This window comes from Leptospira venezuelensis (assembly GCF_002150035.1).
Taxonomy (GTDB): domain Bacteria; phylum Spirochaetota; class Leptospiria; order Leptospirales; family Leptospiraceae; genus Leptospira_B; species Leptospira_B venezuelensis.
Genome location: NZ_NETS01000010.1, coordinates 908636 through 926009 on the forward strand (window position 1 = coordinate 908636; position 17374 = coordinate 926009).

Below are 17374 nucleotides of genomic sequence, written 5' to 3' on the forward strand. Positions count from 1 at the left end.
GAAAGATCTTGAATTCTAAACAATAGGGATTAGAAAAGTCGCTCCATGGTTTATTTTAACTCATGGGCGATCTCTTCGCTCATCTGTTCCATTTTCACTTTTATCATTTTTGCTTTTTTAGCTGCGTTAAAAAAGAAGGCAAACTATACAAGCGCGTTCTCTTATCTTTTTCTTTTCGTATTTTTGATCAACTTCGGTTTCTTTTTCTCAGCGATCTTTCCTTATCCGGAAGCTGCTTATCATAGAATGGTTACGGGGCCCGCCGCTGCTTTCGGTACAATCTTCCTTTGTATATTCGCTTATTTATATCCTAGAAACGATCATCCGAAAGAAGCAAAGTATGTGATTGGATCACTTCTCGGGATTTCTTTAATTACAATATCTTACTCTTACTTTCAGATCTTTACTAATAAACCTTTATTTCATTTTGCAGGACAGATCTATAATTATCAGCAAAAGGTAGGTAATATTCTCGCAGTATCTCTTCTTGCTTTCCTTTTGGTTATGATCTTTATCCAAGTCAGAAAGATAATCAGAGCTGATAAGGAAGAAAGAAAAGCAATAATACAAATGTCCTTAGGAATGGACGTTACTTATTTGGTTCCTGTGGTTTCCAATCTTTTGTTTAGAGAAGGTGTGATCACTTTTAACGCATTCCAACAATTGTATGTTGGTTTTATGATTTTGGGATATTTTACGTTAACTATATTATTTATTAATAATACAGTTGATAAAACTTCTTTTATGACCAAAATTATCGGCATTACTGTAGCTACTTGTTTGGTTTTTGCTCAGGCGTTTTCTACGGTAGTGAACCTAAAAAACGAGTCCTTATTCGATGAGATTAGCATTAAAGAAGCCCAAGCCTTTTTGAATACGGGCAAATCAGAAGGCTCTTCTATTGCATACGCAGTTTCTTTAGGTGATTCTGCAACGAAACCTAAGGTTTTAATAAAATCTGCTGGAATAGAACCAAATCTAAGTCTGGCTCAAAAAGAAATTTTAGAAAATAGAAAGTTAGGGAATTTTCTAAAAAGAACTCCAACTACAAATCTTCCTAAAACAAGTTCAGAAGATTACGTAACTTCTCCCAATGACTTGTTCTATTCTTACTATCTGAGAGACGAAATAGGAGAAAGAACTCTTCTAGTAGCCTTTCCATATTTACATTATAGAAAATTCTTAGATGAAACAAATAGTTGGCTTGTATTCTTAACTCTTTCACTTGTCTTTGTGATCTTAGTTTTATTTCCCTTCTTTTTCAATCGAAGTTTGGTACGTCCCTTAAACACTTTAATCCGAGGAGTAGGAGAAGTAAATTTAGGAAATCTTACGATCCGAATTCCTGTGCTTGTTCAGGATGAGATCGGTTATCTTTCCGAATCTTTCAACAAGATGGTGGGGAGTATTTTAGAAGGAAGAACAAAGTTAGAAGAATATGCAGACACCTTAGAAGAAAAGGTGGATGCACGCACAAAAGAAGTTACCGAAAAAATGGAAGAGATCCATTCACTCAAGGTGCAGCAGGACGGAGATTATTTTCTGACTTCCCTTTTGAGCAAACCTTTGATGACAAATTGGAATAGAGCAAGTTCTGTAACGACTAACTTCTATATTGAACAAAAGAAAAAGTTCGTTTTTAAGAACAAAGAATCGGAGATAGGAGGGGATATTTGTATCAGCGGAAATCTTCTATTCGGTTCTGAAAAGGAAAGATGGTCTGTGTTCTTAAATGGAGACGCTATGGGAAAATCCATGCAAGGAGCGGGAGGTGCCATCGTACTCGGAACAGCTATGAACAATATCATGGCCAGATCTGCAAGCCAAGGTAAGGTTTTGAATATTTCTCCGGAAGATTGGGTGAGAGAATCTTACAGAGAGTTAGATGATATTTTCAGAACGTTCGATGGAGTTATGATGGCTTCTGCTATTCTTGGTCTCATTAATGAGAAGACCGGAAAGATGTATTATTTTAATGCTGAACATCCTTGGGCCGTACTTCTCCGGGATGGAAAAGCATCTTTCTTGGAAAGAGAATTAACATTACGTAAATTAGGTTCTCCTTCTGAGATGAGCTTTCGGATTTTGGAATTCGATCTGATGCCAGGCGATATACTTTATGTGGGCTCTGACGGAAGAGATGATATCAATTTAACAGAAGACGGTGTGAATTGGATCATGAACTCCGATGAGAATATGTTTCTCAAAACTGTCGAGGAATCTAAAGGAGATTTGGATAACTTAGTCGATCGTATTCATAGTTTGGGTGCATTGTCTGATGACCTTTCCTTGATCCGTATCGGATTTCATGAAAAACTTTCTCCAAATATTACGGAATCTAAAACTAGCATTCCCGAATCTGTACTCAGAAAATATACTGAAGCCAAGGCTCTATTACAACAAAGAGAGATCGGCACTGCCGTTGTGCTATTGGAGGAGGCATTACAATCCGTTCCTTCTTTCAAAGCTGCTGCAAGATTATTAGGACAAGTGTATTATGATCGGAAGGAATATGATCCTTCTTCTCGTTGGTTTGAAAAATATTTAGAGTACGATTCAGACTCTCCTAATATCTGGTTCTTACTTTCAGTATGTTATAAACATCTAAAAGAATATTCTAAGTCTAGCCAAGCTGCAGAGAAGGTTCGCTCCTCCCAACCGCATCGCCTTGCGAACCTGATCAACCTTACGGATAATTATAGGTTATTAGGTCGCTTTAACGAGGCACGTTCCATCCTGGAAGCAGCAGAATCCATCGACGGAGAAAGCCCAGGAGTCCGAAAGCTGGATGAACTCTTGAAATCGAAGGGCTACTAAAACAAATTTAGATTGTGGAATCGGCCATTTCACAATGTTTTGTAAAAAAGACCCCTTTGGGAAGCGGTTCGACTCCCGTTTTCTAAGATTCGAGGTGCCACAATGGCTAATTTATACTATGATAAAGATACGGACCTTTCCGTATTAAAAGGAAAGACCATCGCCGTAATCGGATACGGAAGCCAAGGTCACGCACAAGCTCAGAACATGAAAGATTCCGGACTGAAAGTTATTATCGGTCTGAAAGAAGGATCTAAATCCAAAAAAGAAGCCGAGGAAGCAGGTTTCGAAGTATTCTCCGTTTCTGAAGCAGCTAAAAAAGCAGACATTATCCAAATCTTAGCTCCGGACGAGATCCAAGGCGATATTTATAAAGCGGATATCGAGCCTAACCTGAAAGACGGAGACGCATTAGTTTTCTCTCATGGATTCAATATCCATTTCGAATTTATCCAACCTCCTAAAACTGTAGACGTTTATATGGTTGCTCCAAAAGGACCAGGACACTTGGTTCGTAGAGTATATGTAGAAGGTGGTGGAGTTCCTTGTTTGATCGCTGTAAATCAAGACGCAACCGGAACAGCAAAACAAAGAGCACTTGCTCACGCAGCTGGAGTGGGTGGAGGAAGAGCAGGAATTCTTGAAACTTCTTTCAGAGAAGAAACTGAAACTGATCTTTTCGGAGAGCAAGTAGTTCTTTGCGGCGGACTTTCTAACTTGATCATGGCCGGATTCGAAACTCTTACTGAAGCAGGATACGATCCTGAGATCGCATACTTCGAATGTTTACATGAAGTTAAACTCATCACTGACTTGATCTACGAAGGTGGCTTGGCTCGTATGCGTTATTCCATTTCAGGAACAGCAGAATATGGAGACTATGTTTCCGGACCTCGTATCATTGATGCTGGTGTGAAAGCTCGTATGAAAGATGTTCTTGCTGATATCCAAAAAGCTAACGGTTCTAAGTTTGCAAAAGCTTGGATCGCAGAGACTAAAGCTGGATATCCTGAGTTCAATAAAATGAGAGAGAAAAACGCAGGACACCCTATCGAGGACGTAGGTAAAAAATTACGCAGCATGATGAAATGGCTGAGTAAATAATAAAATCCTAATACTTAGATTTAAAAGGCCGGAAGTTTTCCGGCCTTTTTTATTGTCCTGTTGGATACATAACCTAGTAATTATTCTACAAAAAATTAAATCTGAACCTATTTTCTAATTTTCATCTTTGATTAATCTGTTTAATAAAGTGATTTTACTATGCAAAATTTTATAATATCAATTATCGTTTTTTGTCTTTTTTCTATTTTTTCTTGTAAAAAAGAAATTTCGAATCAAGACCCTGCTCCTCAAGTTCCTGAACTAAAAAAACAGGATCCAGTTCAAAAGATGTGCGTGAGTACTCGAAGTGGTTTAAAGGTGAGAGAAACTCCAAGCCTTAAAGGGAAAGAGTTTGAGACTTTAGCTTACCAAACAGAGGTTCGAGTCATTCGTTTCGGTGCAGAGGAAAAAATTTCGGGAAAAGAATACCCATGGGCTTTAATTGAATACAAAGGAGAAAGCGCATGGGTATATTCAGGTTATCTAAAAGTAGATTGTACAGAATTTGATGAATCCTATGCAACGCCTGAGAGAATTAGTGAATCCGATGTTGAAGGAGATTGGAAGCCTGAGAAAAACTCTGAATATTATATAAGTATTTATGTCGGTGGAACTTTCTCTGCGAATTTTTTTGGGGGCTGTGATGGGGACGGTTGTATCAGTGCAGGAGCCTCCGGTAAATGGGAAATTAAAGACAATAAAATCTATTTTTTCAATCCAGGATCAGATTCGGTTTATGTTTATTGGATCAATGACCGTCGATTGATCGCGAGCGATTCGGCTCATTCGTTTAAAGAAAATTATAATAGTGAAACAATTTCTGGTTGGGAGAGATACTGATAACGCAAAATGGGACGTTTCGGTAGTTATTGACTAAAGATATCCTCACATCATAGGGAACTTGCCGTAACATGTTAGAAATTTCTTGCCCAAATCCTTAAAATCATTCTAAGTTTGGAAAAAAAATCGAAAAATCATCGGTCATAAGTCCGGTACTCGCTCTAGGAAGGTATCTATCCTTAGGGCAAAAAAATAATGACAAAGCCTAGCTTTTTGCTATTTTGAGACACCCAAGCCAGGAGGCTCTGATTGAAATCCTTAATTTCCATAATCGGAATTTCCCTCTTTTTGTTTTCTACTGATGTATTCGCGCAGAAAAGGTTCGGCCTTATCTTCGGATCCAACTATAAAGGAAACAAAGCCGGAATCCCTGAATTAAATCTTTGTGAGGCAGATGCCAAATATCTACACGATGAGATCAAACGTGTAGGAAAATTCGATGAGATCAAAATTGTTTTAGGGAAAGATGTAACCAAAGACAATATCCAAAAAGAAATTAAGGCTCTTGCTTCGAAAGCAAAAGCTGATGATACAGTGTTTCTTTATTTTTCAGGTCACGGTGCTTTTCAAAGAGATGAAAAAGCTAAGAACGGAATGAGAAACCTGATCATTTGTTATGATAGGCCTCACCTTTCCGACGACGAGTTGAATGATTATCTAGAAGGTATTAAATCCCCTAAAACAGTTTTCGTTTTCGACTGCTGTTTCTCCGGAGGAATTGCTAAAAAAGGAAAGGCAACCAGAGGTTCCGCTAACGTTCCAATTCCAGAAGGAAGTGACGGAACGGTAAAGCAAGATTCTCAAGACTTTTTCTTTCAAGATAAAGCCATTATTTCAAGTGCGGATGATAACCAAACTGCAATCGAGGTTGGTGGAACAATCAATCACGGGATCTTTACTTATAATTTCGGAAAGGCTCTCTCTAGTGGAGACTTAAATCAAGACAATGTGATCACTGCGCTTGAAGCATTCTTCGCTTCTAAAGACGAAACAGTAAATATGGCTAAAAAGTACGACCATGAACAAGTGCCTCAGATTTCGGGCAACGCATCTGGTATCTTTCTAGCCGGAGAAAAAAAACCGGAACCTCCAAAACCTGTGGAGCCTGTGAAACCTCCTGTAAATCCAACGCCTGTTCCGGATGTTCAACCTCCTAAACCGGAGCCTGAGACTCCAGTGGTCACTAACGAAGAGCCTCCAGTTGTTCCTACAAATCTGAAAGGTGATCTAGTGATCAAAACCACTATCATCCAAGACAGATCTTATGCGGTGTCTGATCTTCCTCCGGAAATTCGTATAACTTCTGGCAAGAAGAGAGTGGGAAATCGTTCTATCCGAGTACTTATAGATGACAAAGAAGTAGATAAGACGATTACTACAGAATCCTCTAATTATTGGGGAGCTGTTAAAAGAATGGGGAAACTCACTCCAGGTGCGACTTATACTCTAACTGTAAAAGGTGTACCGGCAGGAGTTCATAAGGTAACCATCCAAGCGGATGATTATCCTGAAGTTCAAAAGACCCAGGCAGTTCTTCCGAATAAGAGAAACGATCTGGAAGTGGTGACTTCTATGTCAGGTTATGGAGCGATCAGAGGAAAAGTATTCTACAGAACCTTGGATAATCCTGTGATCAATCAGCCAATCTTCATGCCTACTGTCACTAGCGTAACAGGTATTAATAAATTAAACACAGACCAAAATGGTAACTTCTGGTTTACAAACCTGAAACCTGGAGAGTATGAGATCAAGGCGACATTTGCCGAAGATCTAAACTTGAATAATGCTGATATTAAGGTGAGGGAAGGAGAAGTTACTGAAGTGGATATTATCCTGAATGTGAAACTTCCATCTACTAAAACCAAATATTAGAATTCTATATTTAATTTTCAGGAGAAGCCTCTCGAGAGATCGAGGGGCTTTTTTTGTTCCTGGTTTGGGTTTTAATCTTTTTGAAAACTATTCCATTGTTTGGAATTGATCCTTCTTTTTCGAATTTCGACTAGGATTTTCATTTGTCTTCTATCTAGCAAATTCCCAGCTTTTAGACCCGACTCCGGTAAAGCAGTGTCGTTCGTAAGATTAGCAAAGGTTTTTCCGATTTTTGCGAAGGAACTCCGTAGATCCGGATCCATTTCGGGATATATCATAAATCGCCTCCGTGCGATCCCATTCGGGAAAAAAGGGAGAAAGTTCCGGGTTTTCCATCCTTGGAAAGGAAGCTTTCTCCCAAACTGTACTTCGGGACTTTGCGAAAATACTTGAGATATTTTTTTTCTTGTACGAAAAGAAAGTGCGGAGTAAATTCGGTAAAATGCAGATCCGTCTGGAAAACAGGACTGGTAAAAGATCGGGGAGATTCGTCGTATACGAGTACGGAACGGATCTATTCGGTTACGTCTACGTGGACAAATTTTTAGGCCGCGACAAAGGCAAAATGGTTTCCACATGGTTGATGCAAGATGTAGGTTCTTTGGTTCGTCTTTTGGACCATGAAATATACAAAAGAGAGACGGAAAACTACGAGAACGTTACTTTAGCAGTATGAACGCCCTCATCAGGGTCCGTAGGCTTGGGTCCGAAATTTCTCGCTTGGACAGGATCATCCGAAAAGAAGAATCCTCTCTTTCTCTTTTATCCACTTTCAGAATTCTTTCTTTCTTATTCTTTATCGCTTGGATCGTTGGAATTTATCTTCTTCGAACCTTCTCTGATCTATATTATTTACCTTCGATTGCGATCTTGGCTATCTTCTATCGTTTATTATCTGCATATCAAAAGCGAAGAGAGAAGATTAGAAGGTTACATGTCTGGTCCGATTTCCTAACTACTCAAATTTCCAGAATTCAATTGGATGGAAAACATTACCCCAAGTCCAAAAGAGAATATTATAAAAATCTTGTATTAGAAACTGGACTTCCTCCTTGGACCAAGGATTTGGATTTTTTAGGAGAGAAGGGGATCTTTTCCAGAATAGACACTACGGTTATTCCGAAAGGAACTTCTAGGTTTTTAAAATACTTTTTAGAAAGTTCTGAAGAATCACGGGTCGTTGGGAGACAAAATGCCATTATCGGTCTTTCTAAAAGACCAAAAGTTCTACAAAAACTTCTCAGACAATTTAGATTATATGAGGCATCCTTTCCATCTAGAAGGGAAGGAGAAGATGAAAAACTTCCTTCTTATATTCCAAAAATAGGGAACTTACAACCGGAACGTTCTGAAAAGAATAGGATAGACTTTCCTTTTAATCTATTTGAAGAAGAGCCAAATGATTTCTGGAAATCTTCTTTTGGAAAAGTTTCAGGAGTTCTAAGAGTTTTATTCCCAGTTTGGCTTGGCCTTGTTTGGCTTTTGGTATTCGGAAGTTTTCTATTCGGACAAACTTGGGGATTCGGGATTTTTATTCTTCATTCCGCATTTTTTGGATCTTATAGAAATAGATCCTTACGGATGTTACAACCAATCGCGGAAGACTCTGAGACTTTGGAGGAGTTAGGAAAACTTCTACTCTATATTCGTTCTGCTAATCTTTCGGGGACAAAAGGAGAAGTTTTTCTTTCCAATTGGAAGAAGAAGGAACTAAAAAACTCTTGGAAACAATTTCTGAAAATTTCCAATCTGGCCGTCTATACTCAGTCTCCACTTGCTCACGCATTATTAAATATCTTATTCTTTTTCGATCTTTGGATCTGGAAAAGATACACTAAATGGTGGGAAAAAGACGGATCTTCTCTTAAGGTTTCTATATCCGACCTTGCAGAGTTGGATTCTTTACTCCCACTCGCAAACTTAAGTTGGATTGAACCTGGATTTACTTTTCCTAAATTAGAAAAATCAAATACAACGATCCACGCAAAAGATTTAGTACATCCATTAATACCATCCGACAAAAGAGTTTCGAATGATCTGGAGCCTATGCAACCAGGGAAACTTCTCCTTTTAACCGGATCGAATATGTCCGGAAAAACCACTTATCTAAGAGCGTTGGGAATTTCAGGAATATTCGCTATGGCTGGAGGCCCAGTTCCTGCTTCTGAATTTATAACTCCTATTTTAGAAGTACATTCTAGTATTCGAAACGAAGACTCAGTCGAAGAAGGGATCTCTTTCTTTTATGCGGAAGTCAGACGCTTGGGGAGAATATTACAAGATGTTAAAAATTCAAAAAAAGGCAGATTAGTTCTATTAGATGAGATCTTGAAAGGTACGAATTCCAGAGAAAGAACAATCGCCTGCAAAGGGATCTTAAAGAAGTTAGGACAGTACGGAGTCTTTGGAATTATTACAACTCATGATCTGGAATTGGCAGACTTACCTGAGCTTTCCTTGTTTCACTTTAGAGAAGAGATAGAGAACGGCAAAATGACTTTCGACTATAAGATCAGATCCGGTATAGTGCAGTCCAGCAACGCGCTGGAAGTTTTAAGATTAGAAGGTTTGGATCTGGACTAAAATCAGACTTTGGTTGATAGCCAGCATCTCTCTTTTTTGTCTTGCCCGACAAGCTCTCTAAAATTCTAATCTATTAGAAAAGATGAAACGTTTACCAAGCAATCTTAAATTGATCGGCGGATATGCCATCTACTATGTTCTCATTCTAATTTTTTATAAAGCAGCATTTCTTTGGGTGTATTCCTATAGATTAGAAGGCGCTGAAACCAAAGATGTTTTGTGGGCGATCTTGGTAGGACTTCGGTTCGATATTTCCGTGATCGGAATGATCTTAGGGCCGTTCGCTTTTCTCTCTTGTCTTCCTTATTTAAATCGATTTAAGTTTTTTAATTTTTTCTGGGGTTATTTTCCAATCGTCATCAGCGTTTGGATGCTTTCCCATTTGATCGCGGATATAGTTTATTTCGAGAATGCGAACAAACATATAGGTTACGAGGGATTTGTATTTATCGGAAGGGACATGGGTGTGATCTTAAAATCCGCCTTTGAACAGAATCCATTTTTGGCGGTAGTCGCTTCGCTTTTGGTTTTGGTATTTTTACCTTTATCCACTTATCTTTTCTTAAAATTTAATCCGTACAAACACGAGCCTGAGTCTTGGAAAAGGGACTCCATTTTATCTTTCGTTGTTTTGGTATTAGTTGTTTTTGCGATCAGAGGAGGAGTTCAAGAAACTCCATTAAGAGCGAGTAATGCGATCGTTTCCGGACATTCTTTCGTGAACAATATTGCATTGAATGGTGTGTTCACTTCTATCATGGACTTGAAAAGCCAGTCCATTCCGAATTATCTAAAATTGGAAACTAAAGAGTCAGTTCGTATTGTTAGGGAAGAGATCTCTTATGATGGTGCGGAATTTGTTGGGAAGAAATATCCTCTATTAAGAAAACAGAAACAAACTAATAACGGAAAACCTCCGAACATAGTTTTGATCCTTCTGGAAAACTGGACCGGAAAATTTATAGATCCAATAGGTGATGGAAAAGTTTTCGGAAAAGAACTCACTCCTAATTTTAATAAACTTTTACGAAAAGGTAGATTTTATACCAGATTTTTTGCCTCAGGTGGAAGAACGACAAATGGTATGATGTCTATCCTGACTGGATTGCCTGATCGACCGGGATTGACGGTGGTTAGAACTCACCAAGTATTAGGAAATTTTTCCGGTATCGGAAATATTTTCAAAGGTTTAGGATATGATACATTCTTCGTAACCGGTGGAGATTTAAGTTTTGATAATAAAGCAACTTTAATGCCTCATTGGGGATTCGATACTGTTATGGGCGAAAAAGAGATCGCTAAACTGGATCGATTTAAGATTGGAGCCTGGGGTTATGATGATGCAGATGTACTTCAAGTACTACATGAAAAAATCTCAGAATCCAAAAAACCTTTCTTGGGAGTTTCTCTTACCTTATCCACACATTATCCTTATCGAGCTCCGGATCCAAAATTTAGGATCTTTAAGGAGGATGAAAGAGACTTCGAATATCTAAACGTATATCATTATGCTGATTGGGCTGTTAGAGATTTTATGGATCGTGCCGAAAAATCCAAGTACTTTGATAATACCATCTTTGTATTTGTGGCGGATCATACTCACCATCGTTATTTAGATTATTATGAAGATAGGAATATTCCATTTCTAATATATTCTCCAGGAAAAATATTACCTGCAATAGACGATAGAGACGCTTCCCAGCTAGATGTTATCCCTACTATCTTAGGACTTGTTGGAAAAGAGGCTTACTTCTCAGCTATGGGAAGAAATTTACTTGCTCCTAAAAAAACGGAATCTGCTTATTTTGCATATGGAAATCTAATCGGTTGGATAGAGTCCGATCTATTCTATATCCATTTTGTGGATGGAAATCGTAATTTAAAATATTCTGCAAAAGGTCCAAGAGAAGAAGTGAGTCTTTGTGACACTCAGCCTAAGATTTGTGATTCTCATTTTAATAAGGCGAGAGCCTTCCTGAATTTGAGCCACGAATTGATGAATCAGAATTTAGTATTTCCAACTAAGGAAGAATTGGAAAGGAAAGAGTATTAATTATTTCTCTTTTTGTTTTTTGTCTGGTTCGGGATTGCTTCCGCCAAATAGGCCGGTAACGCCGTCCCAAAGATCTCGGACATATTCTCCGATCACGGACCCTGCGACACCACCTGCGTAAGGTCCTCCCAAAGGAATGAGATAAGGCCCGAGTAAAGTCATACCAGTATATACACTTCCTAGCCAGATAGGGTCAACATAAGGTATACTCTTTCCAAAAGTTCCTGCATAAATAATTGGGATCTGCAAACCTTTACCTATATATTTTCCACCTAAGCGAAGATGTAATCTCATATCTATCTTTTGATCAAAGCCTACTGTACCCTTCCCGTCTACATCCATTCCGCTGTTTTCAATTTCTAGTTTCAAATTGGGAAAATACATTTCGTTGCCTGAAATTTTCACATCAGATCTAAGAGTTTCGAATTTTAATTCTCTTCCATCGACTCCTTTGAATGCGATAATTTTACCTAGTGTGTTCAAGACTGGGATCATGAAGTTTGCATAACCAACTAGCTCTCCATTCTTGATGGTGATATTCCCGATCCCTTTCATATTGGCGAAAAGTTCAGTCACAGAATCTCTAGAATGATTTCTAATCTGCGTTTCGAAAGAAAACCAACTAGAAAGTTCGCCTTCCATAATTTTTTCGGATAAATAAGGTAAAAGAACCTTATCTACTTGAAGCCTATGAGCATCCCCTTCCACTTCTATCTTCGGTATATCAGGATATATTTTAGCTTTTCCTAATATTTCTCCGTTATAGATGTATGCATGGAAATTCGGGATAGAAAGGAGCGGGTCCACATACTTTGCTTCCATTTTGATATGAGCAAATCTATGTTTGAATGCAAAAATATTATTTAATTCTCCGGTAAAATAGAAGATTCCTGGAGGAGAATTCGGATCGAAGAGGTCATCTCTGACACGAAATAGTTTTCCTATTTTTAAAAGATTGTGATAGTCTCCATAATCTGCTTTGATATCAAATTGACCTAAACTTCTGTTCTTCCAATTGACACTTCCTTTTGCAGAGGCTTTTGCTACACCTTCCCAAACTGCTTCTATAAAAGGAAAGGATACTTTTTTATTGATTAGGTCCAGATCAAAGTCCACATTCAATCTGATATTTCCGAAAGGAAGTCCTCCTTTATAAGCAAGATCCTTTACTTGATTTCGGACCTTAAATTTGAAGATGGTGCCTTCTTCTTTTACTACTTCTGTTCTTCCGGAAAGCTTTGTTTTGGAGAAATCTCCTGCCGGGAAAATATTAAATATTTCTCTAAGCAATGAAAGAGAAAGTTCTTCCGTTTTTAAGATTGCACTGAATTGTAATTTCTCCCAATTTACTGGGAAGTTTTGCAGACCGCCTGTCATTTCCAAGTCGATAGGTTGATCGTCTATTCTTCCTTGGAATAAAAGGTCTACATCCTTTCCGTAAAATGAAACAGAGGCCTGGGACTTTTTGAAATATACTATATATTTTTTATCATGGCTTTGTTCGTTATATACTAATGTAAAATTATCAATTTCGATATTCTTCAGACTTACTGCAAAAAAGTCCTCGGTAGAAAATCCGATTCGAGAGTTTACATCATCCAGGAGTTCTTTTACGTTGCTCTTTTGTTCGATCTGCTTCTTCTTTCCATTCAAATATTCTACTATATCGAAAGATCCGTCTTTCCTTCTTTCCAGATGAAGGGATCCTCCGTTAATGGAAATATCTCTGATCTCTATTACTCTTTTGATAAGACCGAACCAAGAAATATCTATATCTACCTTATCGCTGACAGCAATAAGTACGTTGTCTTTTCGAATTTCAATTTGATCCAATTCGATCCCGGGAAAGGGTAGAAGGTATAGATCCGAATCTGCAACTTTGATATCTAGATCGGTTGAACTTCTGAGGCGGTCTAGTATAAATTCTTTATATACATCCTTCCTTTGAACAAAAGGTATATAAACGATCAGTACGAATAATAATATAAAGAATCCGATAGCAGAGATATATCGGATCTTGTTCTCTTCTAAATACCGATTGAGTACATCCCAGGAGCGCATGTTATTTTCCGTCCGGAAAATGACAATAGGACTTATGGCCTTCGCCTAAGTCTTTCCATTCAGGGGTAGTCTCGGAACAGATCTCTTTCGCGATTGGGCAACGAGTATGGAAATGACAACCTTTCGGTTTTTTTAATATACTTGGCACTTCACCTTGGAGAGGAGTTTTTCGGATCTTTCGATTTTCTACTTCGAATACAGCTCCAAACAGAGCCTTTGTATAAGGATGAGAAGGTTTGTCTGCAATTTGGGATTTTGTGCCTATCTCTACGATTTTTCCCAAATACATGACAGCGATCTTATCTGAGATAGATTTTACGATCCCCAAATCGTGAGAGATAAACAAATAAGAAAGACCAAAATCAGCTTTCAGTTTTTGTAATAGAAGAAGTACCTGAGCCTGGTTGGATACGTCCAAAGCCGAAACAGCTTCGTCAAAAAGTATAAATTCGGGTTTTAGAATAAGCGCTCTAGCAATAGCTATCCTTTGTCTTTGTCCTCCCGAAAATTCATGAGGATATCTATTTAGGATCTCGGGAGAGAGCCCTACTTTTTCCAAAATATCGGCTGCTTCTTTTTCAGCTTTCTCATCCGTATAATTTTCGTGGATAAATAATCCTTCAGTTAAAATATCTTTAATATTTCTTCTTGGATTCAGAGAAGAATAAGGATCTTGGAATACGATCTGGATCTGTTTTCGGAGAGGTAAAAATTCTTTTTCTCTTAGATCTAAGATCTCTTTTCCTTTGAAAAAGATGGATCCAGAATCTGATTTTAGAAGTCTGAGTATTGCCCTGCCTAAAGTGGACTTTCCGCAGCCGGATTCTCCTACTAGACTGAAGGTTTCTCCTTCTTCCATTTCTAGATTAACATTCTCAACAGCTTTGATTACAGATTTTCTTCCGCCGAAGAAACCTTCTTTTCCGTAGCTTACATTCAGATCTTTGATCTCTAAAAGTTTCATCCTGCAAGCTCCTTCTTCTCATTTAAGAAGCATGCGGAAAGATGTCCGGATCCATTCGTATTTTTTAATATAGGCTTTACAGTATGACAATGTGAGAATACAAAATTACATCTGTCTGAATAATGACAGCCCTTAGGATAATTTCCAGGAGAAGGTAATCTTCCTTCGATCGGTTTAAAAACTCCGGTCTGCGAAAAATGAGAAGGCAAAGAATCTAAAAGGTCTTTTGTATATGGATGATTTGGCTCATCCAAAATTTGGTCTACCGTTCCAAGTTCAGCGATTCGCCCCGCGTACAATACGCAGATTCGATCAGCGATATGGCTGACCAAACCGAAATCATGAGAGATGAATAGTACGGATAAGTTCATCTTTTCTTTGAGTCTAAGCAGGAGTTCTACCAATTGGGCCTGGACTGTAACATCCAATGCAGAAGTAGGCTCATCCGCGATCAGAAGTTCAGGATCACACATCAATGCCATCCCGATCCCGACCCTTTGTAAGATCCCACCGCTCAACTGATGAGGATAACAATTCATCCTTAATTTTATGTCAGTAATTCCTACTGCTCCAAGAAGATATTCGGCCTTATCTTCAGCTTCTTTGCGGGTTCCGAGTCCGTGTGCCAAAAATCCTTCTGTCATTTGGTCTTTTATTTTGCTTAAAGGATTTAAAGCGGAGAAGGGTTCCTGGAATACGTATGAGACTTTTTTTCCTCGGATCTTTCTTAAAGTTTCAGAGTCGGTTTGAAGAATATCCGTTCCTTGGAATATTACCTTTCCATTCGAGTATCTAAAAGATTCATGAGGAAGTAATTTTGTGATCGCAGCAGCACATACTGATTTTCCGCAACCAGATTCGCCTACGAGAGCGAGAACTTCTCCTTTTCTGATCTCAAAATTAATATCTTCTAATAATGGCACGAACTTCCCTTCTTTAGAAAGTTCTAAATTCAAGTTCGATACTTGGAGAATTGCTTCCGAATTCATTCGTACGTTACCTTCTCCTTAGAATCAAAAGAATCACGTATCCCTTCCCCAATAAAGGATGAAAGAAGAATAGTCGCTGCCAAAGCCAAAGAAGGAAAATCGATCAGCCACCAAGCTCGGAGATTATCCCTTCCTTGGCTTATCATTTCTCCCCAAGAAGGGTTAGGCGCAGGAATTCCATAACCTAAAAAGTCGAGTGCACTTAAGATGGAGATCGAGCTGATAAGTGCAAAAGGTAAGAAGGTCACAAGTGGAGTGATCGCATTCGGGAGAATATGATTTTTCATAATACTCCAAGAGCTAGCACCTAACGCTTTTGCCGCATCCACATAGGTAAGAGCCTTGGATCTGTAAAATTCGCCCCTCATGTACATACTGATACCTATCCAGCTCAATGCGGAATAAGTGATCCCGAGTACGATGAATCCTCTTCCAAAAAAAGAACCCATGATGAGTATCAAGTATAAGAAAGGAATAGCAGATAGAATTTCGATAATTCTCTGCAGTATGATATCTGTTCTTTTTCCGTAATATCCTTGGATACCGCCTATAATTGTTCCGAAGAGAAATTCTATAACTACTAAGATGAGCCCGAAACTCATCGAATTTCTATATGCATAAAAGATCCGAGTGAACACATCTCTTCCTCTATCATCCGTTCCTAGCCAATGTTTTAAACTTGGAGGAGAAGGCGGATTTTCGTTGTCATCAATCGTTTCTAAATTGTCTTCGTTGTATCCATAAGGAACAGGAGGAAAAAGGATCCAGTTATCATCATCTTCTGCAAAATCTTCCCTTAATTTTAGTTTTTTATAATTCATGGGGGAATATTCGGATCCGCCAAAGTCCTTATCTGTATAACGGAAGAAGATAGGGAATTTCCAAGAATCGTCGTAAGAAACGATCCAAGGTTGATTATTTGCCAGTATGGGCGCAAATAAGGAAATGATATAAGAAGTCCCTAAAATCCAAAGAGAGATCCAGGCTTTTGTGTTGGATCTGAATTTTTCGAATCTTCTTTTGGCTAAAGAGTTCATGCTTCGAAATTGATCCTAGGGTCGATGATTACGTAACAAAGATCTGAAAGAATGTTTCCGATCAGAGAAAGAAAACTTTGGATGAGCAGTAATCCCATCATAAGATTGGTATCTCTTTCTGTAACTGCTTGGAAACCAAGTAAGCCGATCCCATCTATACTGAATACAAGCTCTATAATTAAAGATCCAGCTAAGACTAAACTTAAATTAGAACCAAATCCTGTGGCAATTGGGATTAAACTATTTCTAAAAGCGTGTTTGTAAATTGCGTCTTTAAAGGTTAAACCTTTAGAAATTGCAGTTCTAACATACTCTTTAGAGATCTGATCCAAGAGAGAATTTTTCATTAAAAGAGTAAGCATGGCAAAAGATCCGGAAACATAACAGAGTACCGGTAAGAACATATGCTCTGCTCTATCTACAATCTTTTCAAAAAAATCCAAATCATCGTAATTATCCGAATATTCATGCCCAAGAGGAAATACGGAAAACACTTCACCGGAAGAGAACAAATATAATAGCAACATTGAAAGTGCGAATACTGGAATCGAGTATGCTATTAAAATTATGATACTTGTTCCGCTATCGAATGCTTGTCCACTTTGGATCGCTTTACGAATTCCTAATGGAATACAGATTAGATACGAAAGTAAAAATCCGGAAAGACCAAATGTGAGGGAAACAGGTATCTTTTCGAAAATGAGTTCGTTTACTGGGCGAGAATGTAATCTGGATTCTCCTAAATCCAAACTTGCCACATCCCAAAGCCAATACAGATAAGCGATTGGCAATGGTTTGTCCAGACGTAGTTTTTGTTTTAAGATCTCTATTTCTTCATTATTGATGAGAGAAGATCTGGCTCCATCTTCGTTGCCATATCCTCTTAATTTTGCGATCTCCCTTTCTAAGGGTCCACCCGGGGCCAAGTGGGATAAAATAAACACTAGGAAAGTGATTCCAAGGATAGTGGGAACGATCAGAAAGATCCTTTTTAAAAAATAATTTCTCATTCTGATTTAAGTCCGTTAAAAATCAAGACCCGCCTCGGGCATCG

13 protein-coding genes are annotated in these 17374 nt (G+C 38.3%); 7 read left to right on the plus strand and 6 right to left on the minus strand.

What is annotated here, in order from left to right; translation table 11 throughout:
• Positions 1-45: 45 nt before the first annotated feature.
• From B1C82_RS11480 to B1C82_RS11495, 4 genes are all read left to right on the plus strand, one after another.
• Positions 46-2817 carry a SpoIIE family protein phosphatase gene (locus B1C82_RS11480; RefSeq protein WP_086447693.1) on the plus strand — a complete coding sequence of 924 codons (2772 nt, stop codon included), beginning with the start codon at positions 46-48 and terminating at the stop codon, positions 2815-2817.
• 102 nt (positions 2818-2919) lie between these two features.
• On the plus strand, positions 2920-3921 hold the full coding sequence (gene ilvC / locus B1C82_RS11485) for a ketol-acid reductoisomerase (RefSeq protein WP_086447694.1): 1002 nt from the start codon (positions 2920-2922) through the stop codon (positions 3919-3921).
• A 294-nt stretch (positions 3922-4215) separates the two neighbouring features.
• Positions 4216-4761 carry an SH3 domain-containing protein gene (locus B1C82_RS11490; RefSeq protein WP_157894126.1) on the plus strand — a complete coding sequence of 182 codons (546 nt, stop codon included), beginning with the start codon at positions 4216-4218 and terminating at the stop codon, positions 4759-4761.
• Positions 4762-5010: 249 nt separating this feature from the next.
• A complete protein-coding gene (locus tag B1C82_RS11495) occupies positions 5011-6633 on the plus strand; it encodes a caspase family protein (RefSeq protein WP_086447696.1) in 1623 nt (540 codons plus the stop codon).
• 71 nt (positions 6634-6704) lie between these two features.
• On the opposite strand, the gene B1C82_RS11500 is transcribed toward B1C82_RS11495, so the two are convergent.
• Positions 6705-6911 (minus strand): hypothetical protein, encoded by a 207-nt coding sequence (locus B1C82_RS11500; RefSeq protein ID WP_086447697.1) that lies wholly within the window; start codon positions 6909-6911, stop codon positions 6705-6707.
• Between the two features lie 164 nt (positions 6912-7075).
• Between B1C82_RS11500 and B1C82_RS11505 the strand changes: the two genes are divergently transcribed.
• The 3 genes from B1C82_RS11505 (at position 7076) to B1C82_RS11515 (ending at position 11269) form a co-directional block, all read left to right on the plus strand.
• Positions 7076-7309: a hypothetical protein gene (locus tag B1C82_RS11505; RefSeq protein ID WP_086448584.1), complete on the plus strand. Its 234-nt coding sequence runs from the start codon at positions 7076-7078 to the stop codon at positions 7307-7309.
• On the plus strand, positions 7306-9216 hold the full coding sequence (locus tag B1C82_RS11510) for a MutS family DNA mismatch repair protein (protein WP_086447698.1): 1911 nt from the start codon (positions 7306-7308) through the stop codon (positions 9214-9216). Before B1C82_RS11505 ends, B1C82_RS11510 begins: the two co-directional genes overlap by 4 nt.
• 82 nt (positions 9217-9298) lie before the next feature.
• Positions 9299-11269: an LTA synthase family protein gene (locus tag B1C82_RS11515; RefSeq protein WP_086447699.1), complete on the plus strand. Its 1971-nt coding sequence runs from the start codon at positions 9299-9301 to the stop codon at positions 11267-11269.
• On the opposite strand, the gene B1C82_RS11520 is transcribed toward B1C82_RS11515, so the two are convergent.
• Genes B1C82_RS11520 through B1C82_RS11540 form a run of 5 tightly spaced genes read right to left on the minus strand, consistent with a single transcriptional unit; the run spans position 11270 to position 17330 of the window.
• The gene (locus B1C82_RS11520; RefSeq protein WP_086447700.1) at positions 11270-13330 is read right to left on the minus strand and encodes an AsmA family protein; all 2061 of its coding nucleotides are present in this window, start codon (positions 13328-13330) and stop codon (positions 11270-11272) included.
• 1 nt (position 13331) lies between these two features.
• Positions 13332-14294, minus strand: a complete 963-nt coding sequence (locus tag B1C82_RS11525) for an ABC transporter ATP-binding protein (protein WP_086447701.1) — start codon at positions 14292-14294, stop codon at positions 13332-13334.
• Complete coding sequence (locus B1C82_RS11530) at positions 14291-15283, minus strand: ABC transporter ATP-binding protein (protein ID WP_086447702.1); 993 nt, start codon at positions 15281-15283, stop codon at positions 14291-14293. Before B1C82_RS11530 ends, B1C82_RS11525 begins: the two co-directional genes overlap by 4 nt.
• Positions 15280-16320 carry an ABC transporter permease subunit gene (locus B1C82_RS11535; protein WP_086447703.1) on the minus strand — a complete coding sequence of 347 codons (1041 nt, stop codon included), beginning with the start codon at positions 16318-16320 and terminating at the stop codon, positions 15280-15282. Before B1C82_RS11535 ends, B1C82_RS11530 begins: the two co-directional genes overlap by 4 nt.
• Positions 16317-17330, minus strand: coding sequence for an ABC transporter permease subunit (locus tag B1C82_RS11540; protein ID WP_086447704.1), 1014 nt, complete (start codon positions 17328-17330; stop codon positions 16317-16319). The genes B1C82_RS11535 and B1C82_RS11540 overlap by 4 nt, the downstream gene beginning before the upstream one ends.
• Positions 17331-17374: the final 44 nt, after the last annotated feature.

Excerpts from the sequence above, each read along its gene's own strand:
- B1C82_RS11480 (WP_086447693.1), top strand. The coding sequence starts at position 46 with ATGGTTTATTTTAACTCATGGGCGATCTCTTCGCTCATCTGTTCCATT.
- ilvC (WP_086447694.1), top strand. The coding sequence starts at position 2,920 with ATGGCTAATTTATACTATGATAAAGATACGGACCTTTCCGTATTAAAA.
- B1C82_RS11500 (WP_086447697.1), bottom strand. The coding sequence starts at position 6,911 with ATGATATATCCCGAAATGGATCCGGATCTACGGAGTTCCTTCGCAAAA.
- B1C82_RS11505 (WP_086448584.1), top strand. The coding sequence starts at position 7,076 with ATGCAGATCCGTCTGGAAAACAGGACTGGTAAAAGATCGGGGAGATTC.
- B1C82_RS11510 (WP_086447698.1), top strand. The coding sequence starts at position 7,306 with ATGAACGCCCTCATCAGGGTCCGTAGGCTTGGGTCCGAAATTTCTCGC.
- B1C82_RS11515 (WP_086447699.1), top strand. The coding sequence starts at position 9,299 with ATGAAACGTTTACCAAGCAATCTTAAATTGATCGGCGGATATGCCATC.
- B1C82_RS11520 (WP_086447700.1), bottom strand. The coding sequence starts at position 13,330 with ATGCGCTCCTGGGATGTACTCAATCGGTATTTAGAAGAGAACAAGATC.
- B1C82_RS11525 (WP_086447701.1), bottom strand. The coding sequence starts at position 14,294 with ATGAAACTTTTAGAGATCAAAGATCTGAATGTAAGCTACGGAAAAGAA.
- B1C82_RS11530 (WP_086447702.1), bottom strand. The coding sequence starts at position 15,283 with ATGAATTCGGAAGCAATTCTCCAAGTATCGAACTTGAATTTAGAACTT.
- B1C82_RS11535 (WP_086447703.1), bottom strand. The coding sequence starts at position 16,320 with ATGAACTCTTTAGCCAAAAGAAGATTCGAAAAATTCAGATCCAACACA.
- B1C82_RS11540 (WP_086447704.1), bottom strand. The coding sequence starts at position 17,330 with ATGAGAAATTATTTTTTAAAAAGGATCTTTCTGATCGTTCCCACTATC.